Annotated in this window: 26 protein-coding genes; 11 read left to right on the top strand and 15 right to left on the bottom strand. The window is 68.2% G+C overall.

The window, feature by feature from the left end; translation table 11 throughout:
- Nucleotides 1-19 precede the first annotated feature (19 nt).
- Nucleotides 20-730 (top strand): TetR/AcrR family transcriptional regulator, encoded by a 711-nt coding sequence (locus BM133_RS20430; protein WP_093437673.1) that lies wholly within the window; start codon nucleotides 20-22, stop codon nucleotides 728-730.
- Nucleotides 731-740: 10 nt separating this feature from the next.
- On the opposite strand, the gene BM133_RS20425 is transcribed toward BM133_RS20430, so the two are convergent.
- On the bottom strand, nucleotides 741-1,091 hold the full coding sequence (locus BM133_RS20425; RefSeq protein ID WP_093437671.1) for a winged helix-turn-helix transcriptional regulator: 351 nt from the start codon (nucleotides 1,089-1,091) through the stop codon (nucleotides 741-743).
- A 115-nt stretch (nucleotides 1,092-1,206) separates the two neighbouring features.
- On the opposite strand from BM133_RS20425, the gene BM133_RS20420 reads away from it, so the two are divergent.
- From BM133_RS20420 to lpxO, 4 genes are all read left to right on the top strand, one after another.
- Nucleotides 1,207-2,076, top strand: coding sequence for an NAD(P)-dependent oxidoreductase (locus tag BM133_RS20420; protein ID WP_093438246.1), 870 nt, complete (start codon nucleotides 1,207-1,209; stop codon nucleotides 2,074-2,076).
- Nucleotides 2,077-2,214: 138 nt separating this feature from the next.
- Nucleotides 2,215-2,898 (top strand): response regulator, encoded by a 684-nt coding sequence (locus tag BM133_RS20415; protein WP_093437668.1) that lies wholly within the window; start codon nucleotides 2,215-2,217, stop codon nucleotides 2,896-2,898.
- On the top strand, nucleotides 2,895-4,322 hold the full coding sequence (locus BM133_RS20410; protein ID WP_093437666.1) for a sensor histidine kinase: 1,428 nt from the start codon (nucleotides 2,895-2,897) through the stop codon (nucleotides 4,320-4,322). The genes BM133_RS20415 and BM133_RS20410 overlap by 4 nt, the downstream gene beginning before the upstream one ends.
- A 105-nt stretch (nucleotides 4,323-4,427) precedes the next feature.
- Nucleotides 4,428-5,324, top strand: a complete 897-nt coding sequence (gene lpxO / locus BM133_RS20405) for a lipid A hydroxylase LpxO (RefSeq protein WP_093437663.1) — start codon at nucleotides 4,428-4,430, stop codon at nucleotides 5,322-5,324.
- Here the strand turns inward: lpxO and BM133_RS20400 are convergent, their stop codons facing one another.
- On the bottom strand, nucleotides 5,325-6,215 hold the full coding sequence (locus BM133_RS20400) for a LysR family transcriptional regulator (protein ID WP_093438243.1): 891 nt from the start codon (nucleotides 6,213-6,215) through the stop codon (nucleotides 5,325-5,327).
- 119 nt (nucleotides 6,216-6,334) lie between these two features.
- Here BM133_RS20400 and BM133_RS20395 point away from each other — a divergent pair, with 119 nt between their 5' ends.
- Nucleotides 6,335-6,763: a GlcG/HbpS family heme-binding protein gene (locus tag BM133_RS20395; protein ID WP_093437661.1), complete on the top strand. Its 429-nt coding sequence runs from the start codon at nucleotides 6,335-6,337 to the stop codon at nucleotides 6,761-6,763.
- A 21-nt stretch (nucleotides 6,764-6,784) separates the two neighbouring features.
- Here BM133_RS20395 and BM133_RS20390 read toward each other — a convergent pair whose 3' ends face one another.
- Nucleotides 6,785-7,435: a phosphatase PAP2 family protein gene (locus tag BM133_RS20390; RefSeq protein WP_256219285.1), complete on the bottom strand. Its 651-nt coding sequence runs from the start codon at nucleotides 7,433-7,435 to the stop codon at nucleotides 6,785-6,787.
- A 177-nt stretch (nucleotides 7,436-7,612) separates the two neighbouring features.
- Between BM133_RS20390 and BM133_RS20385 the strand changes: the two genes are divergently transcribed.
- From BM133_RS20385 to BM133_RS20375, 3 genes are read left to right on the top strand one after another with little or no spacing between them, the layout of a single operon-like run.
- Nucleotides 7,613-8,302: a response regulator gene (locus BM133_RS20385; protein WP_093437658.1), complete on the top strand. Its 690-nt coding sequence runs from the start codon at nucleotides 7,613-7,615 to the stop codon at nucleotides 8,300-8,302.
- A gap of 4 nt (nucleotides 8,303-8,306) precedes the next feature.
- A complete protein-coding gene (locus BM133_RS20380; RefSeq protein WP_256219284.1) occupies nucleotides 8,307-9,656 on the top strand; it encodes a sensor histidine kinase in 1,350 nt (449 codons plus the stop codon).
- A 13-nt stretch (nucleotides 9,657-9,669) separates the two neighbouring features.
- Nucleotides 9,670-9,891: an oxidoreductase-like domain-containing protein gene (locus BM133_RS20375; protein ID WP_093437656.1), complete on the top strand. Its 222-nt coding sequence runs from the start codon at nucleotides 9,670-9,672 to the stop codon at nucleotides 9,889-9,891.
- Nucleotides 9,892-9,917: 26 nt separating this feature from the next.
- On the opposite strand, the gene BM133_RS20370 is transcribed toward BM133_RS20375, so the two are convergent.
- From BM133_RS20370 to BM133_RS20350, 5 genes are all read right to left on the bottom strand, one after another.
- A complete protein-coding gene (locus tag BM133_RS20370) occupies nucleotides 9,918-10,394 on the bottom strand; it encodes a nucleoside deaminase (RefSeq protein ID WP_093437653.1) in 477 nt (158 codons plus the stop codon).
- A gap of 7 nt (nucleotides 10,395-10,401) precedes the next feature.
- Nucleotides 10,402-11,172, bottom strand: a complete 771-nt coding sequence (locus BM133_RS20365) for an ABC transporter permease (protein WP_093437651.1) — start codon at nucleotides 11,170-11,172, stop codon at nucleotides 10,402-10,404.
- Nucleotides 11,173-11,182: 10 nt separating this feature from the next.
- On the bottom strand, nucleotides 11,183-12,052 hold the full coding sequence (locus BM133_RS20360; protein WP_093437648.1) for an ABC transporter ATP-binding protein: 870 nt from the start codon (nucleotides 12,050-12,052) through the stop codon (nucleotides 11,183-11,185).
- A complete protein-coding gene (locus tag BM133_RS20355; protein WP_093437646.1) occupies nucleotides 12,052-13,086 on the bottom strand; it encodes an ABC transporter substrate-binding protein in 1,035 nt (344 codons plus the stop codon). The genes BM133_RS20360 and BM133_RS20355 overlap by 1 nt, the downstream gene beginning before the upstream one ends.
- A 180-nt stretch (nucleotides 13,087-13,266) precedes the next feature.
- Nucleotides 13,267-15,570: an NADP-dependent malic enzyme gene (locus tag BM133_RS20350; RefSeq protein ID WP_093437643.1), complete on the bottom strand. Its 2,304-nt coding sequence runs from the start codon at nucleotides 15,568-15,570 to the stop codon at nucleotides 13,267-13,269.
- Nucleotides 15,571-15,804: 234 nt separating this feature from the next.
- On the opposite strand from BM133_RS20350, the gene BM133_RS20345 reads away from it, so the two are divergent.
- Nucleotides 15,805-17,145, top strand: coding sequence for an NAD(P)/FAD-dependent oxidoreductase (locus tag BM133_RS20345; RefSeq protein ID WP_093437640.1), 1,341 nt, complete (start codon nucleotides 15,805-15,807; stop codon nucleotides 17,143-17,145).
- A 97-nt stretch (nucleotides 17,146-17,242) separates the two neighbouring features.
- Here BM133_RS20345 and BM133_RS20340 read toward each other — a convergent pair whose 3' ends face one another.
- Genes BM133_RS20340 through gcl form a run of 3 tightly spaced genes read right to left on the bottom strand, consistent with a single transcriptional unit; the run spans nucleotide 17,243 to nucleotide 20,772 of the window.
- Nucleotides 17,243-18,154: a 2-hydroxy-3-oxopropionate reductase gene (locus BM133_RS20340; protein ID WP_093437638.1), complete on the bottom strand. Its 912-nt coding sequence runs from the start codon at nucleotides 18,152-18,154 to the stop codon at nucleotides 17,243-17,245.
- Nucleotides 18,155-18,182: 28 nt separating this feature from the next.
- Nucleotides 18,183-18,962: a hydroxypyruvate isomerase gene (gene hyi, locus BM133_RS20335; RefSeq protein WP_093437635.1), complete on the bottom strand. Its 780-nt coding sequence runs from the start codon at nucleotides 18,960-18,962 to the stop codon at nucleotides 18,183-18,185.
- A gap of 16 nt (nucleotides 18,963-18,978) precedes the next feature.
- Complete coding sequence (gene gcl, locus BM133_RS20330; protein ID WP_093437633.1) at nucleotides 18,979-20,772, bottom strand: glyoxylate carboligase; 1,794 nt, start codon at nucleotides 20,770-20,772, stop codon at nucleotides 18,979-18,981.
- A 193-nt stretch (nucleotides 20,773-20,965) separates the two neighbouring features.
- Between gcl and BM133_RS20325 the strand changes: the two genes are divergently transcribed.
- Nucleotides 20,966-21,868: a LysR family transcriptional regulator gene (locus BM133_RS20325; RefSeq protein ID WP_093437630.1), complete on the top strand. Its 903-nt coding sequence runs from the start codon at nucleotides 20,966-20,968 to the stop codon at nucleotides 21,866-21,868.
- 94 nt (nucleotides 21,869-21,962) lie between these two features.
- On the opposite strand, the gene BM133_RS20320 is transcribed toward BM133_RS20325, so the two are convergent.
- The 4 genes from BM133_RS20320 to BM133_RS20305 form a co-directional block, all read right to left on the bottom strand.
- Entirely contained in the window at nucleotides 21,963-23,462 is a 1,500-nt protein-coding gene (locus BM133_RS20320; protein ID WP_093437628.1) for a carotenoid oxygenase family protein, read from the bottom strand.
- 7 nt (nucleotides 23,463-23,469) lie between these two features.
- Nucleotides 23,470-23,904 (bottom strand): DUF2141 domain-containing protein, encoded by a 435-nt coding sequence (locus BM133_RS20315; RefSeq protein ID WP_093437625.1) that lies wholly within the window; start codon nucleotides 23,902-23,904, stop codon nucleotides 23,470-23,472.
- A gap of 157 nt (nucleotides 23,905-24,061) precedes the next feature.
- Entirely contained in the window at nucleotides 24,062-25,195 is a 1,134-nt protein-coding gene (locus tag BM133_RS20310; protein WP_093437623.1) for an AI-2E family transporter, read from the bottom strand.
- 165 nt (nucleotides 25,196-25,360) lie between these two features.
- Nucleotides 25,361-26,065: a GntR family transcriptional regulator gene (locus tag BM133_RS20305; protein ID WP_093437620.1), complete on the bottom strand. Its 705-nt coding sequence runs from the start codon at nucleotides 26,063-26,065 to the stop codon at nucleotides 25,361-25,363.
- Nucleotide 26,066 lies beyond the last annotated feature (1 nt).

Here is a 26,066-nt window from a genome sequence, read left to right as displayed (position 1 = left end):
GTACCCTCTGCCGCTGCCGATGAAAACCGCCCCACCGCTTCCCTTGTCGAAGGCCGCCGCACCTGCGCCGCCGCCGGCCCGCCGCACCCAGGCCGAGCGCAGCAGCGCGATGCGCGAGCGCCTGCTGGCCGCCGCCATCGAAAGCCTTTCGCAAGACGGCTACGCGGGCAGCACGCTCAGCAGCATCGTGCGGCGCGCGGGCGTCTCGCGCGGCGCGCAGGTGCATCACTACCCGAGCAAGCAGGCACTGATGCTCGACGTGGTGGACGACCTGCTGCGCCGCGTCTACGGCGAGCTCGGCCGCACGATGCTGTCGATCGCCGACGAAGACGACCGGCTCGATGCGCTGGTCTCGATGCTGTGGAAGGGCATCTACTCGACGCCGGTCTTCAGTGCGTACCTGGAGTTGCAGGTGACGGCGCAGCGCGACCCGGCGCTCGCGCGCGCATTGGGTGTGATGTGGCGCCGCACCCGCGCGCTGTTCGACCCGGCCATCGCGCACTACTTCGCGCCGCGCGCCGGTGTGGAACCGCAGGTGCTGAAGACCGCGTTCTACCAACTGACCCACCTGATGACGGGGCTCGTCGCGCAGGGGCAGGACGTGGACCCGGGCGCGCTGGTGGAGCAGCTGGCGCTGTGGAAGCGCCAGGCGCGGGCGTTGATGCGTGCGCGCAAGGTGCAGGCCCCGCCGCCGCGACCGCCGCATTGGGGCCAGGGCGAAGACGCCTGACCGGCGCCGGCTACTTCGCTTCGGCGTGCTTGCGCGCGGTCTCCACGCGCTTGGCATAGCGATCGCCCCAATCGGCCAGGGGCCCGAGCGCCGCATTGAGCGTGGCGCCGAGTTTGGTCTCGGAATACTCCACGCGCGGCGGCACTTCGTGGAAAGCCTCGCGGTTGACGATGCCGTCGGTTTCCAGTTCGCGCAGCTGCTGGATCAGCATCTTCTCGCTGATGTCGGGCAGCAGGCGCTTGAGCTCGCCGAAGCGGCGCGGCTGCACGTGCAGCTCCCACAGGATGACCGCTTTCCACTTGCCGCCGATGACTTCGAATGCGGGCCCGATGCCGCAGTTGTAGGGCTTCTTCGCCTTCATGCGCTGCTCCAATACCTGCTTTTTGGTAAGTACCTGACTTTATGGTAGGTACTTGACCGTTGGCAAGTGGAATTCCTACGATGCAGCCATCATCACAACCTGCATTCGATTCGCCATGAGCAACAAGGAAATTTCAGTGATCGGCCTGGGCGCGATGGGCACCACCATCGCACGGCTTTACCTGGACCAGGGCTACAAGGTCACGGTGTGGAACCGCACGGCCGAGAAGGCCGATGCGCTGGTCGCCAAGGGCGCCGTGCTGGCGCACAGCGCGGCCGAGGCCGTGCGTGCCGCGAAGGTCGCGGTGATGTGCGTCTACGACTACCGCGCCGCCGAGGCCATCCTCGCGATGGACGGCGTTGCCGCTGCGATGGATGGCCGCTTGCTGGTCCAGCTGAGCACCGGCAGCCCCAGCGATGCGCGCGATGCCCAGCTGTGGGCGCACCGGCAAGGCGCCACCTACCTCGAAGGCGCCATCCAGGCCGCGCCGGACCAGATGGGCCAGGCCGACACGCCGATCCTCATGTCGGGCGCGCAAGCCGTTTTCCGCGAGGCGGAGCCGCTCCTGAAAGTGCTGGGCGGCGGCACCGTGTACCTGGGCGAGAAGGCCAGCGCCGCGGCGGCGATGGACCTCGCGACGCTCTCCACCATCTACGGCACGCTGCTCGGGTTCATGCACGGCGCACGCATTGCCGAGCACGAGGGCTTCGACGTGGCCGAGTTCGGCCGCATCGTCGCGGGGATCATGCCGACCTTCGCCGCGTTCCTGCAGCACGAAGGTTCGGTGATCCAGTCGGGCGACTTCAAGATTTCGCAGAGCCCGATGCGCATCTCGGTCGAGGCGACGCAGCGCATCCTGCAGACGGCGCAGGAGGCGGGCATCAACACCGAGTTCCCGGCGTTTGCCGCGGGCCTTTTCAAGCGCGCCGATGCGGCAGGGCTCGGGGGCGAGGAGATCGCGGCGCTGATCAAGCTGCTGCGCTGAAGACGCGGGTGGCTGCACGGGGTTCGCGCCTGAAAACCCCTTCGCCCTTCATGAAGATTTCCTGAAGTTGCCGGTCGGGGCTTGGCAGATACTTCGCCCCTTCCGACCTTCGGGCGACTTCGCCCCGCACTCACTCCCATGAACCTTCTGCTTGTTGAGGACGATCTCGATCTCGGCAACGGCGTGCGCATCGCGCTGGCCAACCAGGGCATGGACGTGGTGTGGGTCCGCCGCCTGGACGACGCCCTGCGCACGCTGGACGGCGGCACCTTCGACATGGTGCTGCTCGACCTGGGCCTGCCCGATGGCGACGGGCTCGATCTCCTGTTCCGCCTGCGCCGCGACCGGCAGATCCTGCCGGTGCTGGTGCTGAGCGCGCGCGATGCGCTCGACGACCGGCTGCGCAGCCTGGACGACGGCGCGGACGACTACCTCGTCAAGCCCTTCGCGCTCGCCGAGCTGCTCTCGCGCGTGCGGGCGCTGGCGCGCCGCAGCTACGGCTTCAACGACGAGACCATCCGCATGCGCGGCCTCGCGCTGCACGAGCCGACGCGCGGCGTGATCGTCGACGGCGAGCCGGTGGAGCTCTCGCGCTGCGAGTTCGACCTGCTGGCGCTCTTGCTCAAGCGCACCGGCCGCGTGGTCACGCGCCGCGTGATGGAAGAGCAGGTGCTGCCCGGCGGCCAGGCCAACGGCAGCAACTCGCTCGAGGTGCACATCTCCAACCTGCGCAGGAAGATCGGGCAGGGCTACATCCGTACGGTGCGCGGCATCGGCTACGTGATCGATATGCAGTCGCTGGTGCGGAGCACGCCCAGATGATGCGGGCCCTGGGGCTGCGCTGGAAGAAATGGAAGCAGCCTTCCCTGATGCGGCGCCTGCTGCTCGCGCAGATGGCCGTGGTGGCCCTGCTGTGGACCATGGCCATCGCGCTGCTGCTCTACGACTCGTACGAAGACCCCGAGCTGCTGAAGTACGAGAAGATTTTCCGCTCGATTCTCTCGATCGCGGAAAACCTGGCCGATCAACCCGCCCGGCAGCAGCAGAGCCTGGCGGCCTTCGACATGGCGCTGCTCGAATCCGTGGGCGACGGCGATGCCGCCTCCGACACCGCGCCGGTCATGCAGGTGTGGCAGAAGGACAAGCTGATCTACCGCTCCACGGCGGCCGTGCCCGTGATCCTCAACACGGTGCCCAACCGCATCGAGACCGTGAAGGCGGGCGGCCGCGAATGGCGCGCGCGCACGCTGGTCTCTTCCAATGGCGACACCCGCGTGATGCTGGCCGAGACCAGCGTCTGGCGGTTGACGGTGACCGTCATGTACCGCGGCTTCTACGTGCTGCCGCTGGTGATCAGCCTGCCGTTCCTGATCTTTCCGGCATGGCTCTCGATGCGCGTCGCGCTGCGCCCCTGGCGGCAGGTGACCAAGGAAACCTCCGAGCGCGGGCCCGCCGACATGACGCCGCTGTCGTACACGCCGCCGCACAAGGAGCTGCAGCCGCTGGTGCAGAGCATCAACAGCCTCCTGCAGCGCGTGCGCGACAGCACCTCGCGCGAGCGCAGCCTCATCGCCGACGCGGCCCACGAGTTGCGCACGCCGCTCGCGGCCATGCGCGTGAACGTGGAAGCGCTGAAGGAGCAGAGCACCGACGAAGGCCAGCGCGAACTCATGGGCAACCTGCTGCGCAGCAACGATCGCGCCGCACGGCTGGTGGGGCAGTTGCTGCAGCTCATGCGCAGCGATGCGGTGCTGCACGGCGACCTGCCCGTCATGCTGTCGCTCGATGCGCTGGTGCAGGACCGGCTGGCGATGATCGAAGGCCTCGCCCGCGCCCGCGGCGTGGAGCTGGAGCTCGACTGCGAGGGCCATGTGCCGGTGCTGGGCGAGCGCGAAAGCCTGGCCTCGATGGTCGACAACCTCATCAACAACGCCATCAAGTACAGCCCCGAGAACGGAACGGTCATGGTGCGGGTGGCCCGCGAGGGTGCCCGGGCGGTGCTGACCGTGGCGGACCGGGGGCCCGGCATTCCGCCCGCGCTGCGGGAGCGCGTGTTCGACCGGTTCTTTCGCAACCCCGACCAGACGCAAAGCGGCAGCGGGCTGGGCCTGGCGATCGTCAAGTCGGTGATCGACAGGCACGGTGGCGAGGTCGTGCTCGACGAAGCCCTGGGCGGCGGCCTCCGGGCCACGGTGCGGCTGCCGCTGGCGGCGGCCGAGGCCCCCCAGCCCATGCTCTGCACCTGAAACCTCCCTCCGGACACGGCCAAAGGGCTTGGTCAGGTCCATTCAGGGGCAGAGATTTACAATGCATGGCTACCCCCCGGCGCCGTCTACAGGACACTTTCAACAATGAAGTGGGTCATTCTTGCGATCTTCGCGCTCAGCGCGCTCTACGTTCACTTCCGCGGGCAGGTCCGGCATCGTTTCTTCAGACAGCTCTCTGATCACTCGACCTTCCTCGCCCCGCTGAACGTCTTCATGTACCTTTTCTCGAAGGTGCCGGGCACGCCCTACCTGTCGCCCGCGCAGTTCCCCGAGATGCGGGTGCTCGAAGAGAACTGGGAAGTCATCCGCGAAGAGGCGCTGGCCATGCGCAATGGCGGCAGCATCAAGGCTTCGAGCCAGTTCAACGACGTGGGCTTCAACTCCTTCTTCAAGAGCGGCTGGAAGCGCTTCTACCTCAAGTGGTACGACGAGGCGCACCCCTCGGCCGCCATCCTGTGCCCGCGCACGACCGAACTGCTCAAGGGCATCGGCACCATCAAGGCGGCCATGTTCGCCGAGCTGCCGCCAGGCAGCCGCCTGGTGCGCCACCGCGACCCCTTCGCCGGTTCGCTGCGCTACCACCTGGGCCTGTGGACACCTGGCGTGGAAGGCTGCTACATCGACGTGGACGGCCAGCGCTACCACTGGCGCGACGGCGAGGCCGTGGTGTTCGACGAGACCTTCATCCACTACGCCGAGAACACCACCGACCACGACCGCGTGATCCTGTTCTGCGACATCGAGCGCCCGCTGAAGTACCGTTGGGCCAGCGCCGTGAACCGCTGGTTCGCCAAGAACCTGCTGGCCGCCGCAAGCTCGCCCAACGATGCGGGCGACAAGACCGGCGGCATCAACCGCGCGTTCAAGTACATCTACCAGATCCGCGTGGTCGGCAAGCGCCTGAAGGCCTGGGACAAGCGCGCTTACTACCTCGTGAAGTGGGCCATCTTCGGCGGCCTCGCCCTCTGGATCTTCTGGTAGTCAGGCCAGGCGCCCGGCGTGGGCGCCGACCATTTCCGCCAGCGCGTCGGCCACGGCCCTGACGCGCGGCGAGCGCCTCACATCGGGGTGCACCACGCTCCACACCTCCCGCATCACAGGCCGGCCGTCGCCGGGCACTTCGACCAGTGCGGCGTCGTCGCGCGCCATGAAGTCCGGCAGCATCGCCAGGCCCAGGCCGCCGCGGCAGGCGTTGTGCAGGGCCGTGAGGTCGTTGCTGCGCAGGACGAAAGGGCGCGCGCCCGCAAGCGCCGCCAGCAACTGCTGGTGCGGCACGTTGCCGGGCGCGTCGCTGTAGCCGAGAAAGTGCCAGTCGGCCTCCGCGCGCGTCAGCCACACCGGCGCGGCGTAGAGCCGGAAGGCCAGTTCGCCGAGCTTGCGCGCGGCCAGGCCCGGTTCGGTCGGGCGCATGAAGCGGATCGCGATGTCCGCGTCGCGGCGCTGCAGGTTGGCGCTGCGCAGTTCGCCGACGATGTCCAGCGCGATGCCCGGCCATCGGTCGCCTTGCGCGGCTTGCGCGGCCCACAGCGGCACGATGAAGTGACTGGCAAAGGCCGGCGGCGCCGAGACGCGCACCGTGCCCTGATCCGCCGTGTTCGCGGCGGCGGCACGGGCGAAGGCCAGCACCTCTTGTTCCAGCCGCTCGGCGGGTGCGAGCAGCGCTTCGCCTTCCTGCGTCAGCGCCCAGCTTCGCGGCAGGCGGTCGAAGAGGCGCACGCCGATGTGCGACTCCAGCGCGCCGACGCGGCGCGCGACCGTCGAGTGCTCCACGCGCAACTGCCGCGCCGCACCCGAGAGGCTGCCCTCGCGCGCCACGGCCACGAAAAAGCGGATGTCGTCCCACGCAAGCGACGCGAGAGAAGCGGGCGCGATGGCATCGGGGCGGTGAGCTGGCGATTCGTGCACAACGGATGCGAAGTTTTGGGGAATGGCCAAGCATTCTGCCCGCCGATATCGTCCTGTGCATCGTTTGTCACTTCACAGGAATCGCCATGAGCACCATGCAACAACCCATCATTTCGTACGGCGCGCCCGTGTCCCTCGACATCGCCCAGCGCGTGGCCGCGGCCGCAGAAGCCCAGGCGCGCGCCAACGGCTGGCCGATGGTCATCGCGGTGATGGACAGCGCCGCCAACCTCGTGGTGCTGCACAAGATGGACCACGCGCAGACCGGCAGCGTTGAGATCGCGCAGGCCAAGGCGCGCAGCACCGTGCGCTTCAAGCGGCCGACGCGCGTGTTCGAAGAAGCGCTGGCCGCGGGCGGGCTGAACCTGCGGCTGCTGGCCACCGAGGGCGCCTGCCCGCTCGAAGGCGGCCTGCCACTGATGCACGAGGGCTGCCTCGTCGGCGCCATCGGCGTCTCGGGCATGCAGTCGACGCAGGATGCGCAGGTGGCGGCAGCGGGCGCAGCGGCGCTCTGACCGCCACCCTGGCCACGAGGTTCAGGCCTCGGCCAGCACCAGCCGATCGCGCCTGGTGCGTGCCCAGCCCACGAGCACGGCGAGCAGCGTGCCGCCGACCACGTCGAGCAGCACGTGCTGCCGCGTTGCGAGCGTCGAATACACGATGCCGAAGGCCCATAGCAGGTTCAGCCATTGCGTCCACGCGGGCGCGCCCACGCTGTGCAGCTGGCGGCGCAGCAGCATGGCCGTGAACACCGCGAAGGCCACGTGCAGCGATGGAAAGGCATTGCCGCCCACGTCGGTGGCCTTGAGGAACTGCAGCGCCGGGTACTGCGACCAGTCGACCGCGAACACCGGCACCGTGGTCGGAAAGAACCAGAACACCGCCAGGCCGATGGCCGCCATGACCGCGGCGCCCCGCGCGCAGACCCACAGCTCGGCCTTGTCTTTCGCGAGGGCGGGAGCCAGCGAAATGTAGAACCACAGCGAGCCGTAGAGCAGCATCGCGTCGTCGCTCACGGCCACCCAGTGGTCGATGGGCGTGAGCGGCATCACCGCCGGCGTCGACGGCGGGTTGTGCATCACCCAGAAGTACAGGAAGAAGAAGCCCGAGATGCCGGCCGTGGTGCCGATCATCTTGACGAACCAGAGCGTCGCGATCCGCTGTCCCAATGCCATGTACCAGGGCACGGAAGGACGGGATGCGGGGCTCGAGCGGGATGTCACCGATGCGGCTTTCGGGAAGGGGGAGCGCCACAGCTTATGCAACTGCATTGCGTGAACATTGCGCCTGGGCGGCGCAGGGGCTCTCCTAGAATGTCCCGCCCGTCCGCGCCACTGCCACCCCCTCAGCCTCCCATTCCCCTCATGAGAATCCTGCTTGTCGAAGACGAAGTCGATCTGGCGCAGGCGCTCGCCTCGGCCTTGCGCCAGAACCAGGCGGTGGTCGATGTGGCGAGCTCGCTGCGCGAAGCCGAGGAGGCCGCGCTTGGCGCGCAGCACGACGTGATCGTGCTCGACCGCGGCCTGCCCGACGGCGACGGCCTCTCGCTCGTGGCGTTCCTGCGCCAGAACGACATCGCCGCCGCCGTGCTGGTGCTCACCGCCATGTCCGACGTGGCCGAGCGCGTGCTGAGCCTGGACGGCGGCGCGGACGACTACCTGGCCAAGCCCTTCTCGATGGACGAGCTCATGGCGCGCGTGCGTGCGCTGGCGCGGCGTCCCGCGGTGCGCGCCAACCTGGTCATGACCATCGGGCAATTGCGCTTCGACCACCACGCACGGCAGGCCCACGTGGGCGAGACGTGCCTCACGCTGCCGCGCCGCGAATTGCTGGTGCTGGAGACCCTGCTGGAGCACCGCGGCCGCACCGTGCTGCGCGAGGCGCTGCAGGACCGCGTGTACGGCCACAAGGACGACATCCAGTCGAACGCGCTCGACACGCACGTCTCGCGCCTGCGCTCCAAGCTGGACAAGGCCGGCGCGCAGGTCGAGATCCACGCGATCCGCGGCGTGGGCTATCTCATCTGCGCGGCGTCGGCAGCATCGGCACCGTGACGCCATGAGCCTGAGCCTGCTCTCGCTGCGCTGGCGCCTCATCTGGAGCCTGATCCTGCTGCAGGTGGTGGTCGGCTCGCTGGTGCTGGGCGGCTTCATCGGCCTGGCCTGGGTGCTGGGCCGCGTGGTCGACGAGACCGGGCAGGAGACCGTCGCGGTGATCCAGCGCGCGCTGACCCGCGACGCCACCGGAAAACTGATCGTGGTACCGACCGCCGAATTCCTGCGCCTGCAGAAGGGCGACCCCAGCTTCTGGTTCATCGCGCGCGATGCCAAGGGTGCGGAAGTGCGCCACGGCGACATGCCGCCCAGGTACGCCACGCTCATCACCACGCTGGACGGCATGGCGCGCACGGCCATCGAGCCCGAGAAGGACAACACCCAGCCCAAGGCCCGCTTCGAGCGCGTCGAGACGACCGCAGGCCCGGTCAACGTGCTCGCGCAGACCGGCAGCCCGCTGTCGGTGAAGAACACGCTCAAGGGCACGGGCCTCGTGTTCCTGTTCCTGGTGGCGCCGATGGCGCTGCTCACCAGCCTGGGCGTGATCCTGGCCACGCCCTTCGTGGTGAAGCGCGGCCTGCAGGGCGTGGTGGCCACGGCCGAGCATGCGGAGGGCATCGACGTGCACGAGCGCACCACGCGCCTGCCGCTCGCGAACGTGGCCAGCGAGATCCGCCCGCTGGTCAACGCCGTCAACCGCGCCTTCGACCGGCTCAACGAAGGCTACGACCGGCAGGAGCGCTTCCTGGCCGACGCCGCGCACGAGCTGCGCACGCCGATCACCACGCTGCAGATCCACCTGGAAGGCCTGCCGAACGACCCGCTCAAGGTGAAGCTGATGCAGGCCTCGGCGCGGCTTGCCACGCTGGCCGAGCAACTGCTCGACCTGCAGCGCCTGGACCACGTCGTGCCGCAGGAGCAGCCGGTGGACCTGAAGGCGCTGTGCGAGCGCGTGGCGGCCGACATCGCGCCGCTGGCGATCCAGAACCGCTGCACGCTCTCGGTCGATGCGCCGCAGGCGCTGATGGTGCGCGGCGATGCGCCGTCGCTCGAACGCGCGCTCACCAACCTGATCCAGAACGCCATCGAGCACGGCGGGCAGGGTTGCGATATCCAGGTGCGGCTGTGCGCGCCCTCGTGCATCGAGGTGCTGGACTCGGGGCCCGGCATTCCCGAAGCGGATCGCGAGCGCGTGGTGGCGCCGTTTCACCGGCTCGTGCCGCGCGGACGGGGCGCGGGGCTGGGCCTTCACCTCGTGGCCGAGGTCGCGCGGCTGCATCGCGGGCAACTGACCATCGGATCGAGCGAATCGGGCGGCGCGAAGATGCGGCTGGAGCTGAACCTGCACGCCTGAGAGCCTCGCCGCCATGAACCTCATCGACCGGCTGCCCGAGCCCACGAACCTTGCCAGCGCGCAGGCGCTGATCGCGCGCGTGCAGGCGGTGCTCGACGCCCAGGGGCTCGCCATGCGCGCGCCGCCGCCCGAGCCCACCACCTGCTGCGGGCGCGGCTGCAACGGCTGCGTGTGGGAGGGCTGGCTCGCCGCGGTGAACTACTGGCGCGACGAGGCCTCGCTGTTGCTGGTCTAGCGCTGGCCTAGCGCTGGCCTATCGCCCTAGCGGGTCTCCCAGAACCCGCGGTGCGTGGCGATCATTTCCTCCGCCACTTCAGGCACCGGCCCGATCACCTCGATCTCTTTCTGCCCGCGCGCGAACACCTCGCGGCACGGCAGGCTGAGCGTCGGGTTCTCGGGGTGGTCGCCCGTGAGCGCGAGCAGCGCCGATTCCTCGGCGCCGTAGACCACGCGTCCGATGTGCGCCCAGTAGCTCGTGCCCGCGCACATCGCGCAGGGCTCGAAGGTGGTCACCAGCGTGCATTGCCAAAGGTAGTCGGCCGGCCAGTTCTGCGCGGCGTGGCGCGCCAGCGTGGCCTCGGCGTGATTCACCGTGTCGATGTTGCCCTGCTCGGCGAGGATGGTTTCGCCATCGGGCGCGACGAGCACTGCGCCGAAGGGGTGGCGGCCCATCGCCATCGCGCGGCGGGCCACCTCGTCGGCGCGCCGCAGCGCGCGAATGATCTGGTCGCGGGTCATGCCGGCCTCATTGGTTCTGTGAACCGCGGTGGGCCCAGCCGGTGGTGTGCTTCTCGATCACGCTGAAGAGCTCGTACATCAGCATCGCCATCGCGCCCACCACCATCAGGCCCGCGAAGGCCAGGCCCATCTGCATGGCCGATCCGGCCGAGATCAGCAGGTAGCCGATGCCCTCGTTGGCGGCCGTCATCTCGCTCACCGTGGTGCCGACGAAGGCCAGCGTGATCGCCACCTTCAGCGAGCCGAAGAAGTAGGGCATGGAGCGCGGCAGGCCGATCTTCATGAGCACGTCCCAGCGCTTGGCGCCCAGCACGCGCAGCACGTCTTCGAGCTCGGGCTCCAGCGTGGCCAAGCCTGTCGCGATGTTGACCATGATCGGAAAGAAGCTGATCAAGAAGGCCGTGAGAATCGCCGGCCCCGCGCCGATGCCGAACCACACCACCAGGATCGGCACGAAGGCCGCCTTGGGCAGCGCGTTGAAGGCCGTCATGAGCGGGTAGATCGCCGCATACGCGATGCGCGAACTGCCGATGACGAAGCCCATCAGCACCCCCACCACGATCGCCAGGCCAAAGCCGGCCATCGTGACCCAGAAGGTGCGCCACGCGTGGCCCGCGATGATTTCCTTGTATTCCCAGAACTGCGTCCAGATGCGCCACGGGCTCGGGAAGATGAAGTCCGAGACCTCGAAGCCCGCGCAGACGATCTGCCACAGCAGGAGCACCGCGACCAAGAGCAGCCAGGGCGACCAGCGTTCGATTTGCTTGGTGTTCTTCATGGCGCGCCGATCAGTGGGACACGGCTGCGGCCGTCTGCGCCGCGCCGATGCCGGTGTTGCCTGCACTTCCACGTATGGCGCCGATGTGCCCGCGCAGCTCCAGCACGATGTCGGTGAACTCCTTCGTGTAGGTGAGTTCGAGCTCGCGCGGACGCGGCAATTCGATCTCGCGTTTCACCACGAAGCGCCCCGGGCTCTTGCTCATCACGTACACCGTGTCGGCCAGGAACACCGATTCGCGCAGGTCGTGCGTCACCAGAATCACGTTGAATTGCTGCTCGGTCCAGAGGTCGCGCAGGATGCACCAGAGCTCCTCGCGCGTGAACGCGTCGAGCGCGCCGAAGGGTTCGTCCAGCAGCAGCATCTTGGGCTCGTGGATGAGCGCGCGGCAGATGCTCGCGCGCTGCTGCATGCCGCCCGAGAGCTGCCACGGAAACTTGTCCTCGTAGCCCGCAAGGCCCACCTTCTGCAGCAGCTTGCGCGCGCGCTCGACGTACTCCTTCCGCTTGGCCTTGAAGTTCGAGCGGTAGGGCTCGACGATCTCCAGCGGCAGCAGCACGTTGTCGACCGTGGTGCGCCAGGGCAGCAGCGAGGGCGCCTGGAAGGCCATGCCCGAGATCTTGAGCGGCCCGGTCACGGGCGAACCGTCGATGCGGATCTTGCCCATCGAGGGCATCTTCAGGCCCGTCGCGAGCTTCATGAAGGTCGACTTGCCGCAGCCCGAGGGCCCGACGATGGCGATGAATTCGCCGCGCTTGACCTTCAGGTCGATGGCCTCGACCGCGAAGTGGTTCTCGCGCAGCAGTTCCTCGTTGTAGGCGAGCCAGACGTCCTGGAAGTCGACGAAGTGGGCGGCGGCGTCGCTCGGTGCGCCTGCCATCACTTGCGCAGGATCCCGCTGAGTTCGGCGGCCGGCGGCAGCAGCGCGGCCGTCCACACGGCATCGGGGCTCACGCGGGTCTTGGTGTTGAAGGCGTCGGACACCTGCGAGGCCATGAGCGACATGCGGCCCGCGTTGACGGCGCCGAAGCCTTCGCTGCGCGCGTCGGCGCTGTTGATCACGGTGTCGATGGCCAGTTGCAGGCGGCGGGTTTCCAGCTTGCTGTCGATGATGCCGTCGCGCGCCTTCACCGATTCGATGCCCATCGCCGGATTGGCGATGACTTCCTTGGCGCCCTTGGCAAAGGCCGAGAGGAATTTCTTCACCGCTGCCGGGTTCTCCTTGATGAGCTTGGGCGACGCGATGATCACGTTGCCGTAGAGCTTCACGCCGTAGTCGGGGTAGGGAAGCACCACCACGTCGGCCGTCTTGGCGCCGCGCGCCTCCAGGTTCAGCAGCGAGGTGAAGGTGAAGCCGGTGATGGCGTCGATGTCGCCGCGCAGCAGCATGGTCTCGCGCAGCGTCGGGTCCATGGCGGTCCAGTTCACGGCGCCGATGTTGTTGGCCTTGGCGAAGATCGGGAACGCACGGCGGCCTGCGTCGAACACCGGTGCGCCGAGCTTCTTGCCGGCCAGGTCCGCGGGCTTGGTGATGCCGCTCTTCTTGAGCGCCATGACCGAGGCCGGCGTGTTGTTGTAGACCATCATCACCGCGACCGGCTTGTTCGGGCTGTCGGGGTTGTTGGCGTGGAATTCCATCAGCGCCGCGAGGTCGGCAAAGCCCATCTCGTAGGCGCCCGAAGCCACGCGCGTGACCGTGCCGCCCGAGCCGTTGCCCGCATCGATGGTCACGTCCAGGCCGGCGGCCTTGAAGTAGCCCTTGGCGGCGGGGTGCAAAAAGAGCGCGGCCGGTCCCTCGAAGCGCCAGTCGAGCTGGAACTTGATCGGCGTCGGGGCCTGGGCAAAGGCCGGTGAAAGGCCGAAGCTGAGGGCCGAGGCGGCGAGGAAGGACTGGAGCAGTTGGCGCTTGTTCATGCGGGATCCGTGAAGGTGAATGCTTCGGCATTCAAGCAAAAACGGTGCCCGCACGCGATTGGTGCGAACCCTTCCGGGCCGGCCATGGCGGTGCGCGGCGGAATGCTTGCGGTGCAAAAACACGAAAAAACGCCCCGCTGCGTCACCACGGCGGGGCGTTTCGATGGAAAGCAGCGCGTATTACTTCAACGCCGTCGTCGCATTCGCTACGGCCAGCGCCGTCATGTTCACGATCCGCCGCACGGTCGACGAAGGCGTCAGTACATGCGCCGAGCCCGCGCCGCCCAGGAGGATCGGGCCGACCGTGATGCCGTTGGCGCCGGTCATCTTCAGCACGTTGTAGAGGATGTGCGCCGAGTCCAGGTTCGGGCACACCAGCAGGTTCGCCTCGCCGGTGAGCGTGGTCTCGGGCAGCGCGGTGCGGCGCACTTCTTCCGAAAGCGCGGCGTCGCCGTGCATCTCGCCGTCGCATTCGATGTCGGGCGCCATCTGCGCGAACAGGTCGCGCGCCAGGCGCATCTTGCGGGCCGAGCCGCGGCTGGAGGTGCCGTAGTTCGAATGCGAGAGAAAAGCCACCTTGGGCGGCAGGCCGAAGCGGCGCACTTCCTCGGCGGCCATCAGCGCGATGCTCGCGAGCATCTCGGCGCTGGGGTCCTCGTTCACGTTGGTGTCGGTGATGAACACCGTGCGCTTCTCCAGCGTGAGCGCGTTGAGCGTCGCGAAGCCCGGCGCGCCGCGCTTCAGGCCGATCAGGTTGCGGATGTGCTCCAGGTGCACGTCGAAGCGCCCGACCAGGCCGCAGATCATCGCGTCGGCATCGCCCAGGTGCAGCATCAGCGCGGCGATGGTGGTGTTGGAGCGGCGCACCATGGTCTTGGCGGCCTCGGGCGTCACGCCGCGGCGGCCCATGAGCTTGTGGAAGGCCTCCCAGTACACGCGAAAGCGCGGGTCGTCCTCGGGGTTGACGATCTCCACGTCGGTGCCGATGCGGATGTGCAGGCCCGCCTTCTTGATGCGCGCCTCGATCACGGCGGGGCGGCCCACCAGGATCGGGTGCGCCAGGCCTTCATCGACGGCCAGCTGCGCGGCGCGCAGCACGCGCTCGTCTTCGCCTTCGGCATAGGCCACGCGCTTGGCGGTGGCCAGCTTGGCGGCGGTGAACACCGGGCGCATGAACATGCCGGTCTGGTAGACGAAGCGCGTCAGGTGCTGGCGGTAGGCCTCCATGTCCTCGATCGGACGGGTGGCCACGCCCGAAGCCGCGGCCGCCTTGGCCACGGCCGGCGCGATGCGCAGGATGAGGCGCGAATCGAAGGGCTTGGGAATGATGTAGTCGGGCCCGAACGAGAGCTCCTGCCCCGCATAGGCCGTGGCCACTTCCTCGCTGATGTCGGCCTTGGTGAGGTCGGCGATCTCGCGCACGCAGGCCAGCTTCATTTCTTCCGTGATCTTGGTGGCGCCGCAATCGAGCGCGCCGCGGAAGATGTACGGAAAGCACAGCACGTTGTTGACCTGGTTCGGGTAGTCCGAGCGGCCCGTGGCGATGATGCAGTCGGGCCGCACGGCCTTGGCCAGCTCGGGCCGGATCTCGGGCTCGGGGTTGGCCAGCGCCAGGATGATGGGCTGCGTGCCCATGGTCTTGACCATGTCGGCCGACATCACGCCGGGCGCGGAGCAGCCGAGGAACACATCGGCGTCCTTCACCACGTCGGCCAGGGTGCGGGCGCCGGTGTCTTTCTGGGCGTAGCGCGATTTGGATTCGTCGAAACCGCCCGCGCGGCCGATGTAGATGAGGCCCTTGGAGTCGCAGGCGTAGATGTTGGCGGGCTTGGCGCCCAGGCCCACCATCACGTCCAGGCACGCGATGGCGGCGGCGCCGGCGCCCGAGACGGCGATCTTCACGTCCTCGATCTTCTTGCCCACGAGTTCCAGGCCGTTGATCAGCGCCGCGGCCGAGATGATGGCCGTGCCGTGCTGGTCGTCATGGAATACCGGGATGTTCATGCGCTCGCGCAGCTTCTTCTCGATGTAGAAGCACTCGGGCGCCTTGATGTCTTCCAGGTTGATGCCGCCCAGCGTGGGCTCCAGCGCCGCAATGATCTCGACCAGCTTGTCGGGGTCGTTCTCGGCCAGCTCGATGTCGAACACGTCGATGCCGGCGAATTTCTTGAACAGGCACCCCTTGCCTTCCATCACCGGCTTGGCCGCCAGCGGGCCGATGTTGCCCAGGCCCAGCACCGCGGTGCCGTTGGTGATGACGCCCACCAGGTTGCCGCGTGCCGTGTATTCGGTTGCCAGCGACGGATCGGCCGCGATGTCCAGGCAGGGATAGGCCACGCCCGGCGAATAGGCCAGCGACAGGTCGCGCTGGTTCAGGAGGGGCTTGGTCGGGGTGATCGAGATCTTGCCCTTGACGGGCGAGCGGTGGTACTCGCGCGCTGCTTCGCGAAGTGCTTCTTCTGCGGGGGACAGGGGTGCAGCCATGAAATGTCTCCTTGTGTCTGACGGGCAACGAGGCTACCGCAAAAGCGTGACCCGTTCCCGCGGGGGGAATGCCGAAAACGCCTGAACCCATAGCCTGCGCGAAACCGGGCCGGCCGGTTCGCTAAACTCCGGCGCTGTTAACCAAGGTTAACCATAGCAAGGCGAGCTTGCCGCGGAGGGCGGCCGGCACCGTCGACCCACTACAAAGACACAAAGACAACGGAGGGGCAGCGCATGACACCCGGACCTTTCACCAGCACCGACCCGGACGTCGTGGTCATCGGCGGAGGCCCTTCGGGCTCCACCGTGGCCGCGCTGCTCGCGGACAAGGGCCACGACGTGGTCCTGATCGAGAAGGCGCAGCATCCGCGCTTTCACATCGGCGAATCGCTGCTGCCGATGAACATGCCGCTGTTCGACCGGCTGGGCGTGCGCACCGAGGTCGAGGCCATCGGCATCAAGAAGCACGGTGCCGAGTTCGTCTCGCCCTGGCACGACCACTCCAGCCACTTCAATTTCGGCGAGGCGATGGACAAGAGCTTTCCGTACGCGGTGCACGTGCGCCGATCGGAGTTCGACGAACTGCTGTTCCGCCATGCCGGCAAGCGCGGCGCGCGCACCTTCGAGGGCCAGCGCGTCACCGGCGTGGACATGGACGCCGGCAGGGGCACGCCCGACAACCGCCCCCTGGTGAAGATCAAGGCCGACGACGGCACCGAGACCAGCTGGCGCCCGCGCTTCGTGATCGACGCGAGCGGGCGCGACACGCTGCTGTCGAACCAGTTCGATGCCAAGCAGCGCAACCGCAAGCACGCGAGCGCCGCGCTGTACGGCCATTTCGCCAACGCCGAGCGCCGGCCCGGGCGCTTCGAGGGCAACATCACGCTCTTCTGGTTCGACCACGGCTGGTTCTGGTACATCCCGCTGAAGGACGGCACCGTGAGCGTCGGCGCCGTGGCCTCGCCCGCGTACTTCAAGCGCCGCCAGGGGGCGTCGCTCGAAGACTTTTTGATGGAGACCATCGCGCTCGCCCCCAAGCTGGCCGCGCGCCTTGCGAACGCCACGCTGATGGAGGGCGCCACCACCACCGGCAACTACGCCTACGACTCCAAGTTCTGCCGCGGCGACCGCTTCATGATGGTGGGCGATGCCTACGCCTTCGTCGACCCGATGTTCTCCTCGGGCGTGTACCTGGCGATGAACAGCGGCTTCGAGGCCGCGACCTGTGCCGACCACTGGCTCAAGGGCGAGTCGAAGGAGGCCGAGCGCGCCTTCCGCCACTACGAGAAGGTCATGAAGCACGGACCGAAGATGTTCTCGTGGTTCATCTACCGCATCACCTCGCCGGCGATCCGCCGCCTCTTCATGAACCCGCGCAACGTGTGGCGGATGCAGGAGGCGATGCTGTCGATCCTGGCCGGCGACCTGTTCCGCGACACGCCCATCGGCCCGCGTTTCTGGGGCTTCAAGGTGACGTACTACGCCTCGTGCATCGGCATCCTGCCGCAGGCCATCAAGACCTGGGCATGGCGGCGGCGGAACCTGAAAGAGTCGCTGGAAACGGCCAAAACCTAGCCCGCCGCCAGGCTGCGCGCACTTCGCGTCGCTGGGCCTTCCCCTGCCGGGGGCAACACCCGAGGCCCGGCAAAGCCGGTTCCCCGGTGTTTCCCGATCAGTCCGGGGCGACGGTGTGCTGCGCCAGCGCTTCGAGCGCCTTGACCAGCGCCGAGTGATCCGACTGCCCGTGTCCGAGCGCCGCGCAGGCGTTCATCAACTGTGCCGCGCCCGCCGTCTGCGGCAGCGCCACGCCCAGCGAACGGGCGCTCTGCAGCGCGAGGTTCAGGTCCTTCTGGTGCAGCGCGATGCGAAAGCCCGGCGCGAAGGTGCGCTTGATCATCCGTTCGCCGTGCACTTCCAGGATGCGCGAGCTCGCAAAGCCCCCCATCAGTGCCTGGCGCACCTTGGCCGGATCGGCGCCCGCCTTCGAGGCGAACAGGAGCGCCTCGCCCACCGCCGCGATGTTCAGCGCCACGATGATCTGGTTGGCCACCTTGCAGACCTGGCCGTCGCCCACGGCGCCCACCAGCGTGACGTTCTTGCCCATCTTGTCCAGCAGCGGCTTCACGCGCTCGAAGGTGCCTTCGTCGCCGCCGCACATGATGGTGAGGCTCGCGGCCTTGGCGCCCACTTCGCCGCCGGAGACCGGCGCGTCGATGTAGCCGCAGCCCAGCGCCACGATGCGCTTGGCGAAGGCCTTGGTGGCGATCGGGTCGATGGAGCTGCAGTCCACCACGATCTTGCCGCGCGAGTCCTTCAGGCCTTCGGCCACGCCGTGCGTGCCCGGCTCGCCGAACAGCACTTTCTCCACGTCGGGCGTGTCCGGCACCATGATGAAGATGATGTCGGCCTGGCGCGCCACTTCGGCCGCCGAGGCGCAGATCTTCGCCTTCGAGATGAAGGGCTCGGGCGTGTTGCCCTGCGTGTTCACGAAGAGCTGGTGGCCCGCGTCGAGCAGGTGGCCCGCCATGGGCGCGCCCATGATGCCGAGGCCGATGAATCCGATTTTCTGGGGCGTTGTCGTCATGTCTCTTTTTCCGATCTGAGGTTGTCTTTTATTGCGTGAGCGCTTCGCGCCAGCCCAGGCCATCGACGGTGTCGCTGCGCGGCTTGTATTCGCAGCCGATCCAGCCGTCGTAGCCCAGCGAATCGATGTGCTTGAAGAGCCACGGGTAGTTGATCTCGCCCGTGCCCGGCTCGCCGCGGCCCGGGTTGTCGGCCAGCTGGATGTGGCCGATCTGCGCCAGGTGCCTGGTGAGCGTGTTGCCCAGCTCGCCCTCCATGCGCTGCGCGTGGTAGATGTCGTACTGCACCTTCAGGTTGGGCGAACCCACCGCCTCGATGAGGGCGAGCGCCTTGTCGGTGCGGTTCAGGTAGAAGCCCGGGATGTCGAAGGTGTTGATCGGCTCGATCAGCATGCGGATGCCCGCGGCTTCCAGCTCCCGCGCGGCCAGGCGCAGGTTGTCGATCACCGTGCGGTTGACCACGTTGATGTCGGCGCCCTCGGGCACCTTGCCGATCAGGCAGTTGACCTGCGGGCAGCCGAGCGCGCTCGCGTAGTCGATCGCCATGCCGATGCCCTCGGCGAATTCGCCCGTGCGGTCGGTGAGGCAGGCGATGCCGCGCTCGCCCTTGTCCCAGTCGCCGGCGGGCAGGTTGTGCAGCACTTGCTGCAGGCCATTGGTACGGAGCGCCGCGGCGAGTTCCTTTTTCTCGAAGGGGTAGGGGAAGAGGTATTCCACCCCCTTGAAGCCCGCCTTGGCGGCGGCTTCGAAGCGTTGCATGAACGGCAGCTCGGTGAAGAGCATCGTGAGGTTGGCTGCGAACTTGGGCATGTGCGTGTCTCCTTGCTCAGTCCAGCATCTCGGCCGCCACCGCGGTGGGCGCATCGGCCGGATGTTCGGCCAGCGGCTCGAACTCGGTGATGTTGTCGATCTCGGTGCCCATCGCGATGTTGGTCACGCGCTCCAGCATCACCTCGATGACGACCGGCACGCTGAACTCGGCCATGAGTGCCTCGGCGCGCTGGATGGCCGGTGCGATCTCTTCCTGCTTGTTCACGCGGATCGCCTTGCAGCCCAGGCCCTCGACGACCTTCAGGTGATCGACGCCGTAGCTGCTCTCGATGCCGGCGTCGGGGCCCGCGTTGATGTTGTCGAACGCGAGCTGCACGCAGTAGTCCATCTCGAAGCCGCGCTGCGCCTGGCGGATGAGGCCCAGGTACGAGTTGTTCACCACGATGTGGATGTACGGCAGCTTGAACTGCGCGCCCACGGCCAGCTCCTCGATCATGAACTGGAAGTCGTAGTCGCCCGAGAGCGCGACGATCTTGCGCGTCGGGTCGGCCGCGCGCACGCCCAGCGCGGCGGGAATGGTCCAGCCCAGCGGGCCGGCCTGGCCGCAGTTGATCCAGTGGCGCGGGTTGTACACGTGCAGGAACTGCGCCGCGGCGATCTGCGACAGGCCAATGGTGCTCACGTAGCAGGTGTCGTTGCTGAAGTTGTTGTTCATGCACTGGTACACGCGCTGCGGCTTCATCGGCACTGAGTCGAAGTTGGTCTTGCGCAGCATGGTCTTCTTGCGCTCGATGCACGACCTGGCCCACTCGCGGCGGTCGGTGAGCTTGCCCGCGGCCTTCATCTCCTCGGCGACGGCGACGAATTGCTCGAGTGCGGCCTTGGCATCCGAGACGATGCCGAAGTCGGGCGTGAACACGCGGCCGATCTGCGTGGGCTCGATGTCCACGTGCACGAATTTGCGGCCCTTGGTGTAGACATCGACCGAGCCCGTGTGGCGGTTGGCCCAGCGGTTGCCGATGCCCAGCACGAAGTCCGAGGCGAGCATGGTCGCGTTGCCGTAGCGGTGGCTGGTCTGCAGGCCGCACATGCCGGCCATCAGCGGATGGTCGTCGGGAATGGAGCCCCAGCCCATGAGCGTGGGGATCACCGGCACGCCGGTGGCTTCGGCAAAGCGCACCAGCAGGTCGGACGCATCGGCGTTGATGACACCGCCGCCGGCCACGATCAGCGGGCGCTCGGCCGCCTGCAGCATGCCGATGGCCTTCTCGATCTGGGCGCGCGTGGCGGCCGGCTTGTAGGGGACGAGCGGCTCGTAGCTGTCGATGTCGAATTCGATCTCGGCCATCTGCACGTCGAAGGGCAGGTCGACCAGCACCGGACCGGGACGGCCCGAGCGCATCAGGTGGAAGGCCTGCTGGAACACCTGCGGCACCTGGCCGGGCTCGCGCACGGTGACCGACCACTTGGTGACGGGCTTGGAGATCGATTCGATGTCGACCGCCTGGAAGTCCTCCTTGTACAGGCGGGCGCGCGGCGCCTGGCCGGTGATGCAGAGGATCGGGATCGAATCGGCCCAGGCCGAGTACAGGCCCGTGATCATGTCGGTGCCCGCGGGGCCCGAGGTGCCGATGCACACGCCGATGTTGCCGGCCACCGCCCGCGTGTAGCCCTCGGCCATGTGCGAGGCACCCTCGACGTGGCGCGCGAGGATGTGCGAGATGCTGCCGCGCTGGCGCAGCGCCGAATACATCGGATTGATGGCCGCGCCGGGCACGCCGAAGGCCTGCGTGACGCCTTCCTTTTCCATCACAAGCACTGCGGCCTGGACTGCTTTCATTTTTGCCATGGGACTGTCTCCGTTAAGTGACGTCCACTTTAGGAAGCGGGGGGCATTCGAAGAAGACGGCTGGGGACCATAAAACCTATTCCGCGTTGGAATAAGTGGCTACCATGGTCGCCGCCGGGCCGCCCCAAGGCGACCGCGTCCCCTTGGGGGGCAGCGATACATGCAGTGATGAGCGTGGGGGCAAGGAGTACTCATGGACAGACTGTTGGCAATGGAAATGTTCGTGCGGGTCGTGGAGACCGGCAGCTTCTCGAAGGCGGCGCGCGAATTCAACACCACGCAACCCACCGTGACCAAGCAGATCGCGGCGACGGAAACGCGGCTTAAGGTGCGGCTGCTCAACCGCAACACGCGCGGCGTGAGCCTCACCGAACCGGGCGCGCTCTACTACGAGAAGTGCAAGACCATCGTGCGCGATGCCGAGGAGGCCGACAGCATCGTGCAGTTGCGGCAGAACCAGGCGCAGGGCCTCCTGCGCGTGGGCACCTCGGTGGCGTTCGGTCGGCGCGTGGTGGTGCCGCTGGCGCTCGAGTACATGCGCCGGCATCCGCAGGTGCAGCTCGATTTGAGCTTCGAAGACCGCTACGTCGACCTCATCGCGCAGGGCATCGACGTGGCGATCCGCATGGGCAAGCTGGCCGATTCGTCGCTGGGCGCGCGCTACCTGGGCGCGAATCCGTGGGTCATGGTCGCGGCGCCCGCCTACCTGAAGAAGCACGGAACACCCAAGCGCGCGCAGGACCTGGGCGCGCACGTGGCGCTCATCTACAGCAGCGTGGTGGGCGACGAGTTCTGGCGCATGCACACGCCCAAGGGCGAGCCGGTGACGGTGCCGGTCTCGGGGCGCTTTCGCTCGAACAACCTCTCGGCCGTGCTCGCGGCGGCGCGCGACGGGCTGGGCATCGCGCTCATGCCGCGCTACGTGGCGAGCGAGTCGATGGCCGCGGGCAAGGTGGTCGCGGTGCTGGGCGACCACGCGCTGCCCGAGCAGGAGATCCACGCCGTGTTCCCGTCGCCCAAGCTGGTGCCGGGCAAGGTGTCGGGCTTCGTGGCGTTCCTGCAGGGGCGGTTCGACGAAGGCTGGTGGTCGGCCTGATACGCACCAGCGGTTCATCGGCATCCGTTCGGGCTGAGCTTGTCGAAGCCTCGCGCGGCGCCTCGACAAGCTCGGCGTGAACGGTTCGATTTCTTCAGGCCTTCACGAACGCTCCGTGCAGGCCCAACGGCAGCGCATACGGCAGCGTGGCCTGTGCCACCGGCCCGGCGGCCAGGTGATCGGCCGCGAAGCACGAGAGCACCGTCTTCTGCCGCCCGAAGTCGAGCACCGTGCCGAGCACCCAGCCCGGGCGCGAGCCATCGGGTACGAAGACGTGCTCTTCCACCACCGCTTGCGGCCCGTAGCCGAAGCGCTGGCTGCGGCCGGTCTCGATGTCGGTGCGCGCGACCGCGCCGAAGCCCGGCAGGTCGGGCCGTGTCTGCGTCGCGTGAACGACGTGGCGATGGCGCAGCCCGACGCGGCGCGGATCGATGCGCGGGAACTCGGCGTCCAGCGCCAGTTCGGTCTGCACGGCCTTGCCGGTGCCCAGGTTCAGCGTGGCGGCCGTCAGGCGCGGCGCGGCGCGCTTCACGAGGCGCCCGCGCATCACTTCGCGGTTGGTCGTGAACACCGCATCGGCGTTTTCCGAGCGCACGTAGTCGATGTGGATCAGCGTGCCGCGCGGCGTGTCTTCCTCCCACGCGTTGCCCACGTGGAACAGGAAGCCGGCCGGCAGTTCGAGCACCTGCCGCCGCTCCCAGTCTTGCTTGTCCACGACCAGCGCGCGCATGCCCAGTTCGGGCCGCCAGACATGGGCATCGAGAAAGCTCGCACCGGCTTCCTTGCGCTTCGTGTCGTAGACCAGCGGCGGCATCAGGAACACCAGGTGCCGCGCGGTCACCGCGAAGTCGTGGACCATCGGCAGCTCGGGCACCGGCACCGCGGCCGCACGGCGGAGGGCCCCGTCGGCGCCGATCTCGTACAGCGCCAGCAGGCTCTGGCCGCTGGCGACGCCGAAGTTCCAGACGGTGCCGTCCGGGTCCACCCTGGGGTGGGCAGAGAAGGGCATGCCCGCGAGGTCGGGGCGCCAGGTCTTCACGCCCAGCGTGTCCAGCGTGCGCGCGTCGATGCGCGTGGCCGAGCCGCCCTCCCACAGCGCCAGCACCTCGCCCTGCAACGGCAGCACGCTGGTGTTGGCGACGTTGATGCTGTCGGCTGAAGCCGGCGGCTCCACGCCCGGCGGCATGGTGCCGAAGGCTTCCATCAGGTGACGTCCGGCGCGCACCTCGGCCACGCGCTTGGGCGTGGCGACATAGCGGCCCTGGTGGCGAACGTCGGCCCCGTCGATCACGAAGCGATGCACCATGCCATCGCCATCGAACCAGTGGTGATAGCGTTCGCCGCCCAGGTCGTGGCCCGCCGGGCCGATGCGAAACAGCGTGCCGGCGACGGCGTCGGGAAAGCGCCCGCGCACCGTGGCGCGGGTGAGCGGCAGGTCGTCCGGCGGCGTGGCGAAGCCGGTCTTCCAGCGCGTGCCGGCGGCCTCGAAATCGGTCTGCCAGTCGTCCTTGCCGGCGGCCGCGCGAGCAAGGGGTGCAAGAAGGGGAAGCGCACCGGCCGAGGCCAGCAGGCGCATGAGTTCGCGTCTTTGCATGGCGGCCTCAGCGCAGGTGGATGACGGCCTGCAGGTCGGCGTCCACGCCGATCGCGGCGGCGTCGAACTCGGGCGCGCCGCGGTTGCCCTTGGCGTCGTTGGAGAAGCCGTAGCGTTCGGTCGGCATGCCCACGAGGTTGGTGTCCAGCTTGCCGTTGCCGTTCTCGTCCGCGAACACGCGCACGGCATAGCGCCCCGGCGCCAGGCCGGGGAACACGAGCCGCGCCGCGCCGGCGCGCATCGGCACCATCTGCGAGGCCACCGCGGTGCCCGCGAAGCCGGCGGTGCTGTCGAACAGCGCGACGTACAGCGTGGCGTCGGCGGCGGGGCCGTCGGCCACGCTCAGGCTCAGGTCGGCGGCCAGCGCGCCCAGCGGCGCGAGGAGGGCGGCGGCGCACATCGCGCGCACGGCCGGGCGGGAGGGGAGAGCGGGAAGACGCATGGCAAGGCCTCGTTGCAGTGAAGAGGCCCCGACGATCCCGCAGGCGCCGGGCGGTGCCCAGCGGCATGCGACGAAATGCGCAAATGCGTGCGCCAAGTGCGGCAAGTGCGCGCGACCGGCGCGACCGGCGCGGGAAGTGCCGGCGTCCGCCCGGGGTTCAGCCCTTCTTGCGGTTCTCGGGCAGCGCGGCCGGGTCGGCGGCTTCGGGCGTCTGCGGCGGCTCGATGGTCTGGTGGCCGTTGCCCACGTGGCCCGAGTCGGCGAACAGGCTCCACGCCGCCATGAACAGCGCCGCGATCACCGGTCCGATCACGAAGCCGTTGATGCCGAAGATCGCCATGCCGCCGATGGTGGACATGAGCACGATGTAGTCGGGCATCTGCGTGTCCTTGCCCACCAGCACGGGGCGCAGGATGTTGTCGACCAGGCCGATCACGAACACGCCCACGAAGATCAGCACGCCGCCCTGCCAGAAGTGTCCCGTGGCCAGGAAGTAGATCGCCACCGGCCCCCAGATGAGCGCCGCGCCCACCGCGGGCAGGAGCGAGAGGAAGGCCATCAGCACCGCCCACAGCAGCGCGCCCTGCACGCCGAGGAACCAGAAGGCCAGCCCGCCGATGGTGCCCTGCGCGATGGCCACGGCCACGTTGCCCTTCACGGTGGCGCGGATCACGGTGGTGAACTTGTTCAGCAGGTAGTGCGTGTGCGGCTTGGCCAGCGGCACGGCGTCGCGCATGGTCTTGGAGAGCGTCGCGCCGTCGCGCACCAGGAAGTAGAGGAGGTACAGCATCACGAAGAAGCTGACGATGAAATCGAAGGTGTTCTGGCCGATGGCCAGGGCCTGGCTCGCGATGATCTGGCTCGCCTGCCCGGCGGCCGCCGAGATGCGGGCCTGCCAGGCCGCCATGTCGCCGAGGTTGAAGCGCTCCACCAGGTTCAGCAGCCATTGCGGCGAAGCATCCAGGATCTGCTGGAAGTAGGCCGCGAAGTTGATCTGCCCCGAGCGGATGTTCTGCGTGACCAGCGCGATTTCCTGCACCAGCGACACGCCCACCATCGCCAGCGGCAGGATCACGATGAACAGGCAGATGGCCAGCGTCGAGAGCGCGGCGGCATTGGGCTTGCCGCGCATCTTCTTGAGCAGCCACTTGTAGAGCGGCGTGAACAGGATCGCCAGCGCCACGCCCCACAGCACCGCGCCGAAGAACGGCAGCAGCACCCAGACGAAGGCGGCGGTGACGATGGCGAGCAGGGCGAGGAACACGCCGCGCTGGAGTTGGGGTGAATTCATAGGTGTCTCGGACTGTAGCCGAGCGGGGTGGCGCGATCCTGTCAGCGGGCACGCCCTTGTGCGGCGCAGCGCTGGGGCGGAACGAATTCGCCCGCAGCCCTTGCCAGACCGTCGCGGCGTGCTATTTCATCGATAGCGCGCCGCGGCACTAATGCACGGACGGCTTCAGCGTTTGCTGCGCGGCAGCGCGACCGGCGCCAGCGTGGCGCGCAGGCGGCTCGGCGCATCGGGCTCGGCGGCGGCTTCCACCTCGAGCGCGCGCTCGACGTTGCCGATGTGCTCCAGCATCAGGCGGCGCGCCTTGTCGGTGTCGCCTTCTTCCAGTGCCGCGACGATGGCGCCGTGCTCCGCGCACGATTGCCCCGCCTCGTGCTTCGACTGGTAGAGCGTGGCCGCCAGCGTGGTGCGCGCCGTGAGGTCGCGCAGCACGTCGACCAGCAACTGGTGCCCCATCTGCTCGGCCAGACAGACATGGAAGTCAGCCAGCAGGAAGGCGCGCGTGGCGGCATCGGCGCCTTCGATGGCGCGCTGCTCGTCGGCGATGTGGTCGCGCAGCTTGCGGATCACCTGGCCCAGCGGCCGGCCTTCGCTCGCGGCCAGGATGCCCGCCTCGACGATGCGGCGCGCCGAGAAGGCATCGCGCGCTTCCTCGGCCGAAGGCTCCACCACGTACCAGCCGCGGCGCGACTGCACCTCGACGAAGCCGCGCGCCTGCAACTGCATGAGGGCTTCCCGCACCATCGTGCGGCTCACCGCGAAGTTCTCGGCCAGGGCCTGCTCGCCCAGCCGCTCGCCCGGCGCGAGCTTCTGCGCGAGGATGGCCTCGACGACGCGCTCGGCGATGGCGGTGGGGCTGACGTCGGTGGCCATT

The sequence above is a fragment of the Variovorax sp. 770b2 genome (genome assembly GCF_900115685.1).
GTDB lineage: Bacteria > Pseudomonadota > Gammaproteobacteria > Burkholderiales > Burkholderiaceae_C > Variovorax.
Note: the sequence above shows the minus strand (reverse complement) of the source record. Positions and strands in the feature narration are given on the sequence as shown.